General features: G+C 46.1%; 7 protein-coding genes and 1 tRNA gene. 3 read left to right on the top strand and 5 right to left on the bottom strand.

The window, feature by feature from the left end; translation table 11 throughout:
* Complete coding sequence (locus L4D19_RS22105) at nt 1–2,703, bottom strand: AMP-binding protein (RefSeq protein WP_428454272.1); 2,703 nt, start codon at nt 2,701–2,703, stop codon at nt 1–3.
* Nucleotides 2,704–2,956: 253 nt separating this feature from the next.
* Here L4D19_RS22105 and L4D19_RS22100 point away from each other — a divergent pair, with 253 nt between their 5' ends.
* On the top strand, nt 2,957–3,244 hold the full coding sequence (locus tag L4D19_RS22100) for a hypothetical protein (protein WP_075762073.1): 288 nt from the start codon (nt 2,957–2,959) through the stop codon (nt 3,242–3,244).
* A gap of 45 nt (nt 3,245–3,289) precedes the next feature.
* Here the strand turns inward: L4D19_RS22100 and L4D19_RS22095 are convergent, their stop codons facing one another.
* Complete coding sequence (locus tag L4D19_RS22095) at nt 3,290–5,290, bottom strand: bifunctional metallophosphatase/5'-nucleotidase (RefSeq protein ID WP_428454271.1); 2,001 nt, start codon at nt 5,288–5,290, stop codon at nt 3,290–3,292.
* Between the two features lie 569 nt (nt 5,291–5,859).
* Here L4D19_RS22095 and L4D19_RS22090 point away from each other — a divergent pair.
* Nucleotides 5,860–8,508, top strand: coding sequence for a TIM-barrel domain-containing protein (locus tag L4D19_RS22090; protein WP_428454270.1), 2,649 nt, complete (start codon nt 5,860–5,862; stop codon nt 8,506–8,508).
* Nucleotides 8,509–8,616: 108 nt separating this feature from the next.
* Here the strand turns inward: L4D19_RS22090 and L4D19_RS22085 are convergent, their stop codons facing one another.
* The 3 genes from L4D19_RS22085 to L4D19_RS22075 form a co-directional block, all read right to left on the bottom strand.
* Entirely contained in the window at nt 8,617–10,107 is a 1,491-nt protein-coding gene (locus L4D19_RS22085) for an alanine/glycine:cation symporter family protein (protein WP_428454269.1), read from the bottom strand.
* A 658-nt stretch (nt 10,108–10,765) separates the two neighbouring features.
* Entirely contained in the window at nt 10,766–10,951 is a 186-nt protein-coding gene (locus tag L4D19_RS22080; protein ID WP_160654590.1) for a hypothetical protein, read from the bottom strand.
* A 225-nt stretch (nt 10,952–11,176) separates the two neighbouring features.
* Nucleotides 11,177–11,253, bottom strand: a tRNA-Pro gene (locus L4D19_RS22075).
* A gap of 1,193 nt (nt 11,254–12,446) precedes the next feature.
* On the opposite strand from L4D19_RS22075, the gene L4D19_RS22070 reads away from it, so the two are divergent.
* A complete protein-coding gene (locus tag L4D19_RS22070; RefSeq protein ID WP_075762069.1) occupies nt 12,447–12,749 on the top strand; it encodes a hypothetical protein in 303 nt (100 codons plus the stop codon).
* Nucleotides 12,750–12,827: the final 78 nt, after the last annotated feature.

The raw sequence follows: 12,827 nt of genomic DNA, 5'->3' as shown, positions 1-12,827 counted from the left end.
TTAACGCTCCATCAACTGGCTTGCTAATTTGTCATTCAGTGTCTTCGCCACATACTGTTCACCCTTGTAGGTAAAATGCCCGCCATCGACAAAATACTGACTGCCTCCGGGCATTAACTCCGCGAGATCGACAAAGGGCGTATTGTATTGCCGGGCAACGGATCGGATTTGATCGTTATAGATCTCCCCAGCGCGGATAATGCCATTCAGGTCCAGGCAGTGATAATAATACAACGAGGTCGCGGCCAGGCTTTCCTGTTGCTCTTTGGCAACGTTGATATAGGAGCGGGCAACCGTAACCAGAACAGGCTTGATCCCTTGCGCGATGATGCTTTTAACAAGGGACTCTATTCTGTTGCGATAATCAGTGGGGTTGATGGTTTCCGGATCGAGTGAGCTAACGCTGGTGGCCTTCGGCGTTCTGAGAAAGATGGTGTTCTTCTGGATCATGTCTTTGCTCATCAGCCAATTAGGTAGTGTCGGGTAGCCCAGCGGCTGTAATACGTTCGGTGACTGAGCCAATTGGTTACTGTTGTTTGCCCCTTTTTTGGGGCACAGCATCGTTATATCGTTAAACCCCGGGTAGATAATAATTGCCGAGGGCGACAGCTTGTAGACAATGTTTTCAGTAATCAGGTGGGTTTCGCTTAGTGAACTGCCTTCTATCCCGGCATTGATAATATTCACCGGGCGATGCTGGTATTTATCTTTAATTGCGCTTGCCAGTAGTTGAGAGAAAGTCTGTTCATTGGATTTGGCATAGATGCCAGCAACCGTTGAGGCACCGACAACGGCATAACGGATTTCGTCAGGCAGGCGCTCCGGGGGGATTTCGGGGCTACGTAAACCATATGAGTTAATGACCATGCGGTCTTGCTGTGTGTTTGTATCTTTGATGACGAGGTTCGGGCGGTAGGTACGCGTCTGAAGTTTGTCGTCGACCACAATGGCACTGTTATCTGTTAATAACGATAGGACGTTGCGTCCGGTTTTAATATAGGTGCGGATATGCAGAAAGATCTCGCCGAACAACAGGAGACCGATGATGAAGCAGATCGTCAGCCAGGCTCGGGGCTGGCGCTGTTCTGCTATCGGTATTGTCTGGAGTGGAGATTGGTCGATCTCACGAAAATCTTCCAGCTCACTGACGGTCATAGCTTCCCAGTTGTCGGGAAGGTGCCCTAGATATCTTTCAATTGCGACAGATACCGCAACGTAGCACAGTGAGTCACCGCCTAGGCTTAGGAAGCTATCACCTTCCCGGATGTCATCGTTACCGAGGATGTCACTATACGCCTGATAGAGATTGTCATAATGGTTGTTGTTGCCTGTGGCTGGTTCAATAAGGGATGTTAGTGAGCGATTGTCGACTTTACCTGAAGGGAGAAGTGGATATTCGTCCATCTCTTTGACAATGAAAGCGTTCGTGCCAAGTTGATAGCGCTTGGTGAGCACATTGATGATTGCCGAGCTGGAATGCTTCTGTAACGTCGCGATCAGCAGTGCTGAGTCATTGCCGACAACGACGGTAGAGAAGCCTGACTTTTGCAGGAAGAGCTCAACCTCGTCAAGACTGATACGCAAGCCGTAAAGCTTACAGAATCGGTTCATTCGACCAACAATTCGGTAAAGACCTGCTGCATTTCGGCAAGCCAGATCACCTGTTCGTAATAGCTCAAGCTCGTTGCCTTTGGTTAAATCGCAAGGGCTGGTGGCATAGCCCATCATGACATTGGGGCCTTTATAGACCAACTCTCCGCTTTGCTCGGGGTCGTGAATTTCCTTTTCTTGCTCATCGATAAGTGAAAAGTGCCCGCCCGGTATGGCTATGCCGATACAGTCCCGGTTTTGCTTAAGCTCATGAGGCGGCACATAGGCCATGCGTGGTGAAGCTTCAGTCTGGCCATACATCACAATCAGGCGTTTGCGTTGCTGCTCGCCCCAGCCGAGATATTGAGTGATGATATTTGTTGAAAGCCGTCCTCCCGCCTGGGCGATATATTGCAGTGATGGAAATTGTGTGTCTCTGAACCGGATTCTCTCCAGTAACTCGAATGTATAGGGGACGCCATAAAGGCTGGTTGCTTGTTCTTCACGGAAGAACGCCCAGAATCCCGGTTCGGAAACAGAACGTTCTGTTAACAACAAAGTAGCGCCAACAGCAAGGTGAGAGTTAATAACAGACATACCGAATGAGTAATGAAAAGGCAGTGTGGTAATGGCTGTCTGTCTGGTGTCCAGCTCTAGGTATTGGGCTATCGAACGGGCATTCGCTTCTATGTTTTCTTGTGAAAGTCGAACCAGTTTGGCACTGCCGGTGGTACCGGATGTCGATAACAGGACGCATAGATCAGGGTGAAGCTGCACTTTCTTGTACTTAGGGTTTTTCTCAAGTGTCCAGCTACCAATAGGAGTTTGTCGGTAGACGGCAAATGGATTGAAGGTGTCGAGTATATTGGTGTCTTTTTCTGTCGAGCCAGCTGCAACCAATATGACCGGGTGTCGTGCCCGTAATGCGCCTAGATAGGCGATTAATGGGTGTAACTCATTCAGCGTTTCGACGATGAGCAATTGTCGGTGTGAACCTAAGCTGTCGGCGAAGGCATCAACCTTGTCGGCCAGTTCGCCATAACTCAGTGTTAAGCCTGTGTCTGTGACGATAGCGGGAAGATCGCCATAGTGCCTTAACGTATCTACGAACAAATTGCGTCCCTTCACTGCTGAGTAGCATTAATTTGTCATAGCCTAAGCATAGGACAAGATGCTAATAATTCACGGTAAAAAGGGAATCGGCCAATATGCTGCCATTACGTAAGGGGAGAAATAGCATTAACCTGATGCAATAGTAGTATTTTTTTGACCTAGGTTTGATTTAGGTATGGTTTTACTTAATCTTTTTTGCAAGCTACCCTGTAACGGACTACTGTTATTATAACCAGTGTGTTTGGGGGTGCTTATGATTGAAGTTAACTTCGAACTGGCAAAACATGCCTATGGCAAGGTTTTAAAGTATCCATATGGCGGAGAGTTAGCGCCGTATGAATATATGTCGTTAAGGGTATTTCGCTGGGATTTAGGTCGTGCCGGGATGCCTATCGACAGGGCGTTTGATTTACGCCTGATCGCTGCCGGATACCGCACTATCGCGACTAAGCCAGCAAGGGCCCACCGTCCGCTACCGCCTTGTGTACTCGAAAAAATGAGTGAGAGCTGGAAAAGAGATCATGGTTATTGCAAGACTTGAAATGAAAAGGGCTTTCGAACAGAAAGCCCTTGGGAAGTTAGCGTCTTACTTGATGCGCTCGAAAGTCACGATTTGATAGTCGAGCGGTGTAAGCGCCGGTCGCTCATTGGCAATGAAGTCGATAACTGACTGGGCGTCGGTGTTACAACGGGTATTCTCCGCCTTGCAGTCCGGGCCTTGGGTCTCGTAGCGAACTTTATATTTTCCGTCGGCTTCCTCGATATTCTCTACTGTAAAGCCTGTTAGCTTGCCGTCGACATAGGCAAGATCAATGCGCCCTGAGCTGTTTTTCTGTGCCTTGAATAGCGGTGTCCAGCCGTCATTACCTGTTGCGTTGTAGTTGTTAATTGCAACGTTGTAGGTTTTGTTGTCATCAAGCGCTGTCCAGGTTGGGTTTTCAGCTGGTCCCGTCATTACTTCAACATAATCCAGCTTACCAGCCTGGTTAGCGATGGTTTCTGAGTATTGATAGCGAATATGGCCGCCGTACGGGAATTTGCCGGCATGTGAACCTTCAGGCAAGGTAGCGGAAATAGCACCTTCGATGAGAGCTTTGATATCAGCCCCCTTCACCGGCAGCACTGACATGAAGTTTGAGAATGGTAGCATTTCGAGTGAGACGTTGCCTTCACGGTATTCACCAGCTTCGATATTGGTACGGATACCACCAGCCCCGATGAGGGCAAAGTCGACTTTCATCCCGGTTACTTGCTGGACTTCTGCGGTATTCGCCCAGTAATACTGACCTTCGGCAATAATTGCAGCAACATCCGAGCCGTGTTTGTCTGTTCCACGATCACCCGGGCGGCGCTCGTGGGTAATTTCTTCAGTAACCTGAGCAATCACGTTTCCGTACGCCTGGTCGACGGCAGGCTTGTACTTGCTGTCTATCAGACCACGCATCGCCGGTTCTTCCTCGGTGATGGTGATATTGTCTTCGCCATCGATGAAATCAGCCACTTTGGCAGTATCAGTCTCATTGAACTGGCTTTCCGCTTCTCGGGTCGGGGAGTGGAAGTATTCGTCATTGCTTAGCAGGGTATTGAGACCGTTACAGGCTGTTACTTCGCCATTGGTATCGAAACTAACAGCAAGTCGGCCAATTGCCTGCGCATATTGGCCAGCCTGAACCACGCAGGTTTGGCTCTGGCCATTGGGGTTTTGCACCATCTGCGCATAGACACCATTGTGGTCATGGCCGATATTGGTGAAATCGCCAAGGAGTGTGTGAGAGTGACCGCCGACAATTAGATCGATACCGTTTACTTTCGATGCGATCTCCAGATCAACGGCATTACCAATGTGGGTGAGGGCTACAATGTTATTGATTCCCTTCTCTTTAAGTATATCGACAGTGGCCTGAGAGGATTCAACCATGTCATGGAATATCACCTTACCGGTATTCGGTGCCAGGTTAGGCATGTCGTCAAGGGCGATACCGAATACTGCAACCAGGTTTTTATCCCGAGGCAGGTTATCCAGATTATTGATCACTGTTTTGCTGTTTCCGTCGAAAGCAAAGACAACAAAAGGTTTGAGGTTTGTTTGATCTTTTAGATCGGCATCGTGGCTGGTATCGATATTGGCGGCAACAACCGGGAAGTTGATATCACTGATGAACCGGTTGAGCTTGGCATTGTTCAGGTCGAACTCGTGGTTGCCCAGTGCCATAGCATCCAGTCCCATTTTACTTAGAAGCTCGGCATTCATTACTCCTTCGTTGAGCTTGAAATAGGCACTACCTTGCCATGCATCGCCGCCGTGCAGGAACAGAAAACTGTTGTCTTGTTGTTTGGCAGCTTGTTTGTATTCTTCAGCCATCGTTTGCAGGCGAGGAAAGCCACCAAACTCGTTATAAACCAGTGTTTCGTCGGCTTTGAAACTGGATTTAACCGGATCGAAATTGGAATGCGTGTCGTTGATATGGGCAACGGTCAGCGTGAAGGCATTGTCCGGTTGATTAGATTCTGATTGATTCGCTGTTTGTGTACAGCCAGCCAGTGCCAGCGTGACAGATAATGCGACGAGAGGCTTAGAAAAGGTCATATAACTACCTAAAAAGTAAAACTCAGATAAAAAAATGCCCCGCAAATGGCGAGGCGGGCGCAATATAGCCAAGATTATTAGTATGGGCAATGACGAAATACATACAGTTGCATTATGAATAAGGCGAAGGTTATGACAGCGTTTGCGTAGCTAACTGATAATTAATAGGTTGTCGGAAGAAAAGCCATCAACGGGCAGCAAACTTAATAAAACTCTGCTGATTTAACTGTCGGGAATTTAACCGCCTTGCTGAGCGGTTATTGCTCGTTAGTTCTGTGCGAGGATTTTGCTTGCGATGGAAATGGAGCCAAAAAGAAGTATGCCAAGGGTGGCTTTATACTAAACCATAACCATCATCACATTCTGTGACTGCGGTTTACTTTTGATTGCACATTTAGTGACGTGACCAGTACAAATAAATTATTGATAACAATCACTTTTCAGCAGTTTTTCCTCGACGTATATTCCCGTTAATTATATTGAAAATACCATTAGCGAAGAGATCAGCATTATTACTGAAACTATTAATAATGCGTGACTAGCTGCCCGGTACCATTTAAGGAAGAAACATGACGGGAAAGAAACCACTACAGCATTTGATGTTGGGGATTGCTGTGCCTAGCTTATTGGCAATAAGTTGCTCGGCCTTTGCAGAGGTCGAACATATTCGCTATCAGAACAGCGAAAGCTACCGATTGGAAGCCGCCCAGATATTCAGAATGCGCAAAGCAATTCCTGAGGTGAACCTGCGCAAAGCTCTGAAGCCGATGATCGGCAAGACATATTATAGTCAGCAAGCCTTTCTTTTATCTCTCACTGAGAAACTCGGAGATGATGTTGTCGCACAGCATCAAACGAGAATTCTCGATAAGGCCCGCCAACCGGTACGTGATTTAGCTATCGATGTGCTTGATGATGATGTTCTTCATATCGCCTTTAAAGCGCAGTCTAAAGATCAGGCGCTACCTTCCACCGAGTTAATTAAGCTTGATGAATTTAGCGGACCGTCGGCACTAAACCGTATCCAAGGTGGTTTTGAAACGGCCAATTTGAAGGTAGGTGTTGATCCGCAAACCCTCTGCATGACGGTTACATCGAAAGCAAAAGGCCTGCTTAGCGAGATTTGTCCTGAGAAGAGCAATAGCTTTACCCTCAATTCAGAAGGTGATTATCAGCTAAACGGGCTGGGACAGGAATTTCATGATCCTGGTGAGCTTAATGCTAACTGGCTTGGGTTTAAGCGCCAGGGCGGCAATAAGATGGAAGGCTACCAGGGCGGCGGTACTGGTAACACCCAGTTTCCTGTGTTGTATGCATTGAACTCCAAGCAGCAGAACTACGCGTTGTACCTGGATACGGTGTACTCAGCGAGCTGGGATTTCACCAAAGCACCTTGGAAAGTATCACAGCTTGAAGGTGAGCCGAGCTTTTTGTTCATGGCTGGTGATGATTTGCCTGATCTCAGACAGCAATATATGGCGTTGGTGGGGAACCCACTTGTACCGCCGCGTAAGCTGTTTGGGATGTGGCTGTCGGAATATGGTTTTGATAACTGGCAGGAGCTTGATGATAAATTAAGTACGCTAAAGCAGCAGGACTTTCCTATCGACGGTGTGGTCATGGATCTGCAGTGGTTCGGTAACGTCGAAGCATTTAGCGCAACCAGTCCGATGGGAACCCTGACCTGGGATCTCGAACACTTCCCGGCACCTGAGCAGAAAATTAAGGCACTCAAAGAGCAGGGTGTTGGCATGATGCTGATAGAAGAGTCCTACGTCAGCGATGGCTTGGAGGAGCACGCAGACCTAGCCGAAAATGGACACTTAGTGATGGGCCCACAAACCGCTAAGCCTATTGACTCCGATCCGAATGGCTACGGCTACTGGTGGGGCAAAGGTGGCATGATCGACTGGACTAATCCAGAAGCTGGTGACCATTGGCACGACTGGAAACGTAAACCACTCATCGAGATGGGCGTGATTGGTCACTGGACTGACTTGGGTGAGCCTGAAATGTATAACCCGCTCAGCGTATATGCTGGTGGGAAAAAACAGAATGATGTCCACAATATTTATAACTACAAGTGGTTGGAAAGTATCTACAACGGCTATCAGCGCAATGAGACTGACGTGCGTCCGTTTATGATGTCGCGCTCAGGGGCGCCTGGCATTCAGCGCTTTGGTGCGACTATGTGGTCGGCAGATATTGGTACTAACCTCGAGAGCCTGGCCACTCAGTTCAGCATGCAGCCAAATATGGTGCTGTCTGGAATTGACTACTACAGTTCGGATATTGGTGGTTTCCACCGCCGTGCGCTCAGTGTCTTGCCTGAAGAGCAGGAAGCGGCTCTGGATGAAACCTATACACAGTGGTTCGCCTATAGTTCTCTGTTTGAGGTGCCTGTACGCCCGCACACCGAAAACCTATGTAACTGTAAAGAAACGGCTCCGGATCGTGTTGGTGATCTTGCAAGTAACAAAGCCAGCATTAAGCTGCGCTACCAGTTAATACCGTACCTATACTCATTGGCTCACCGTGCCAATATTGCAGCAGAGCCGGTTTATCCGTCAATGGATTACTACTTCGGCGGCGATCCTATGGCCAAGAATCTTCCGGCCCAGAAAATGATGGGTAAAGACTTGCTGGGGGCTGCTATTGCGAAAAGAGGTCAAACAGCGACAGATGTCTACTTACCGAGTGGAACCTGGTTTGACTACCGCACTGGTAAACAAGTTGTCAGTAAAGGGGAGTGGTTCAAACAGCTTTCTGTTATCGATAATGACGTGCTGACCTTGCCACTATTCGCTCGCCAAGGTGCCATTATTCCGGTCAATGCACAGCAAGAAATGCCATTAACCAGTGATGTGCCGGTCGTTCTTGGAGCAAGAATTTACGGTAGCAACGGTGAGTTTACGCTTTATGAAGATGATGGTGCCACCAATGTTTACCTTAAGGGAGAGTTACGTAAAACAACTCTGAAAACAAAAGGGATGGCCAATGGTGTTCAGTTGCTGATTTCATCAGAAGGTGAGTATGCAAATGCACCGGCGGCACGTCCGATACATCTCGAATGGTTTGGTCTTGAAGGCCAGGTGAAGACAGTAAAACTCAACGGCAAGCCGATGACTGGCTGGAAAAAGCAAGAAGGCGGGATAGTGATAGAGAGCGCTGCGTTGCCGGTAGAGAAGCAATTAACAGTTTTGGTAGAGTTTGAGTAATCCTCTGTAACTCCGTCGAACAGGAAAAGAAAAGCCAGCAATTTGCTGGCTTTTTGATATTCCAAGCAGGAGATAAATTATCTCACTGCATGAGTTTATTGTGCTGGATTACTTAGTCGCTGAAGCCGCAACAGGCTCAGTACCTTCTGGGTGCCATGCACCATCCAGCTCGTCTAGCTCAGGGAACTTAGAACGGTCAAACTCAGGTGTCTTGCCGGCTTTTAGCTGCATTTCATAGTCTTTGATTACTTTGATTGCTAGCTTTGACAGTAGTACCAGAGCAATGATGTTGACAAGAGCCATCATCCCCATAGAGGCATCTGCAAGGTTCCAAACCACTGGCAGGGAAGCAACAGAGCCAAACATTACCATAGCCAGAACAATCAGACGGAATACAAACAAGCCCTTTTTAGTGTTGCCGTTAAGGAACATGATGTTTGTTTCTGCGTAAGTGTAGTTCGCAATGATAGACGAGAAGCAGAATAGCAGAATAGCTGCTGCCATAAAGTAAGTCGTCCAGCCACCAAGCTCATTGGTTAGCGCCTGCTGTAGTAGACCGATACCTGACGCAGCATCTGGCTGGTCCATGACACCTGATAGCATGATCATTGCAGCAGAAGCCGTACAGATCACTAGCGTATCTGCAAATACACCAAGCATCTGAACAAAGCCCTGAGACGCAGGGTGGTTAGGGTTTGGTGTTGCACTTGCTGCTACGTTAGCAGCAGAACCCATGCCGGCTTCGTTTGAGAACAAACCACGTGCAATACCACTCTGCATAGCTTGTGCGATAGTGTATGCCACACCACCTGCCGCAGCTTCCTGCCAGCCAAATGCACTCTTAACAATCAGAGCGACTACTGCTGGTAGTTCAGTAATGTTCATCACTACAATAATCAGAGCGATTGCAAGATAACCAATTGCCATCACTGGAACAATACGTGCTGATGCAGCGGCTACTTTACGTAGGCCACCCATGATGAAGAACGCTGAGGCCGCGACAATGATCACGCCCATTACAGTTTCGTCAAAACCGAAAGAGTGGTTCAGGGCATCCGTGATCGTATTGGCCTGTACAGCGTTGAATACTAGACCAAATGCAATGATCAGGCACACCGAGAATAGAGAACCCATCCAGCGCATACCCAGGCCTTTTTCCATGTAGTATGCCGGGCCGCCACGGTATTGGCCGTCAACGTCTTTGGTTTTGTAGATCTGAGCCAGTGTTGATTCGATAAATGCAGTCGACATACCGAACAGGGCAATAACCCACATCCAGAAGATAGCACCTGGACCACCAACGGTTAGGGCCACGGCGACACCGGCCATGTTACCCGTACCTACGCGGGCAGCCATTGAAGTACAAAATACCTGGTACGAGCTGATGCCGTTATCGACATCTTTGCCGCTTTTAAGAACAGCAACAGCGTGCTTGAACTGGCGGATTTGAATGAAGCCTAGCCGTAAAGTGAAGTATACGCCTACTGCAACCAGTAGGTAAATAAGTAGCCAGCCCCATAAAACACCATTAACTTCGCCGATAACAGCCAACAGGCCATCGTTTAGCGATGTTAACCAAGTTTCGTTAGTAACACTCATAAAATTTTCCTGTATATCAGGCTCAGCCAAGTAGAACAGACTGAGCGAACCGGAACGTCCATTTATGTGACAGTTCTTGAATACGATTCTGGATTTATATTTTTTTTTGCTCACAAATGCATCAGTATCAGTAACTTGTTGCATTCACAATTGTGAAACATAGAATCGGATGTATTGCCCAAAGAAGGCGCTGCAAGTTAGCACGAAATTCTTTGAATGCAGCGTGATCTTGCTCACGTTTTTCAAATGAGATTTGTGACTTAGAAGCTTACAGAATGCCAGTCTATAAAAATTGTCTATAAAATTCATGCAATTATATTTGGTATGGCGATAATAATTATTTGCAATTCTGTACGCTGTTCAATATTGCCGAAATAGAGATTTAACCTAAATTTAACTTAATCTGTAGAAAATTTAACTGATTTGACGTTGCTGGATTTCAAGAAAAATTAACAACTGTTTGATTCTTGTGCGAAAAACACATGGGCTAATCTCCAATTAGGTGCTTTGAGCAAATGAATAGCGAGTTAATAACTATTCTAATGAAGTATTGAAGAGGAAGAATGAGCAGCTCCCGGGCCGGGAGCTGAACTTAAGAAGGGCAGTAAAGCGAGAAAATTAGAAAGGTTGTGTTGTTAGCTTTATATAGGTGCAAATATCAGTGCATGTAAGCAGGCTTTTGCAGGTGTTGGTAATGCTCTTCGGCTGGTTGAAGAACTTGAACACTCTTTATCTCATCAATCTTTGTACACTTGTGACCACAAATACAGATATACACATCATCTTCAGTGATAAGGAACTCATCAGACTGTCCGCACTTACTACAAGTTGGATTGATTTTCATTATTGTCTCCTCAAAGTCTTACCTGGCTATAGTACTTTGATACAGATCAATTGCATATCATATGAAATAGAAAATTGGATTCATCGCAAGTTTTTGACCGCTAGCACATAACTTTCATTTGAAAATCACCTCAGTTTGGTGTTGGTAACAAGCAGGAGATTCGTGTAGTTTTCGGAGAGATGGCTCGAGAGAAGTGATGTTTACAGGATATAAAAAATGGCCCTTTGGTCGGACATACTGGATTCGAACCAGCGACCCCTACTCCCCCAGAGTAGTGCGCTACCAAACTGCGCTAATGTCCGCCAAAAGGCCATTATATTCAAAACCTTACTAACGACGATAAGGTTAACAACAAAGTCCGTTTAAAGCAAAATCAAAATATTGATCGGTATAACAGAAATAAGAAAAGAGTCGCAGTGGTTACAAGTTCGCCATCTTCACTCTATTTATTACCTGCTTCCTCTATATATAGAAGCTTGATGCAATAGCCACGAAATGGTCCCCTAGCTGTGGCTACATTCAGCTTATCAGTAAGGGGGCATATTGTTCGAACTCTTTGCTCAGTTTGAGCCTGATTTTCTGTAGGTAGCGCTCATTACTACATGAAAGCTGAATTTTACTTGTGGCGTTGACTCCTAGTGAACACTATTAATGTGTTGCGAAAAAGCTCGGAACTGATCGCTGAACAATATTCACGGCAGTTTTGAAATAAGCATCATCGCTTCTGGCTTGGCATGTGGCTGCTTTAGCTGAACCCAGTTCTATTTTTCTTTATTTACTGAGATTGCCTTGTAATCTTTACCGGGTTGAACAGATATGTTTCCAAGATTAGTTTTACAGATTGACTGATATGTCTGATAGCCTTTTGTTGCGGAAAATGTGCCTTCAATCTTGATGGAGGCATGTGAAGAAGTGGGGGAGAAACAGGATCACAAGGAAAAGCCATTCCTACCGTCATTTTCCCTAAACTGAGCTCGCTGGTCTCACTCTGAATCCTGCATCTTGAGGTAGCTTGGGTATATCTCGCAATTATATTGCGTTATCGACCATTTGACTCACTGTTGACGAAAGGAAATTGTTACTTTTATTAATAGCAGCTGTTGCTAAATGGCTGCTATTGAACCAAAATATCAATGTCACTCTGAGTAACGACTTCGCGATAGGGCATTTCGCTCGCGGAATTGATGTTTTTGTTTAAAATTGAGTTCACAAGATCGCTTTCTAGAGGTATTATTTGCCTGTTAAACTGTCTTGCGGGCCACATGTGCCGTCAATTTCCATTATAATTAGAGTGTGAATAGATATCGCAATCGTTACTGATGTTAATTGACAGACAGTTGCCGACCTCTACGATTCCTTTGAGGTTGTTTTCTTTTTTGAGCTGAAAGTATCAATTGCCCGGCTATTGCATATAGGCTAAATAAATCTTGTATTGGTTTTCCATACAGAAGCCTGAGTAATAACATGCTGGTATATGATTTAAGAGGTATGTTTCATGGATAGTTTTGCAGCTGCTGAAAAAGCACTGACCGCAATGTTAAAGAACGTTGATTCAACAACGGGTACGATTAAAGAAGAGCGTGTTGATTATCGTCAGATGTTAATTGATTTTGCTGATGAAGTGCCAGGACGCCAGAAAGCCGTTATTAAACGTATTCCACTTCAAAAAATTAATGATCTAATTGCAGTATTGCATGAGTTTAAAGATGAAGCGCGCCAAGTTCGTATGACTGAGATTCTGGCATTGATGGAAAAAGATGGCGTTCATCCAGAAGATTTGGTCGAAAAAGAAGAGTAATGCATAAATAGCATTATATCATTATCAAACTAAACACATAACCGCTCGATATTCGAGTGATGGATAGGTATGACATTC

This window comes from Photobacterium kasasachensis (genome assembly GCF_050336885.1).
Classification (GTDB): domain Bacteria; phylum Pseudomonadota; class Gammaproteobacteria; order Enterobacterales; family Vibrionaceae; genus Photobacterium; species Photobacterium kasasachensis.
Note: the sequence above shows the minus strand (reverse complement) of the source record. Positions and strands in the feature narration are given on the sequence as shown.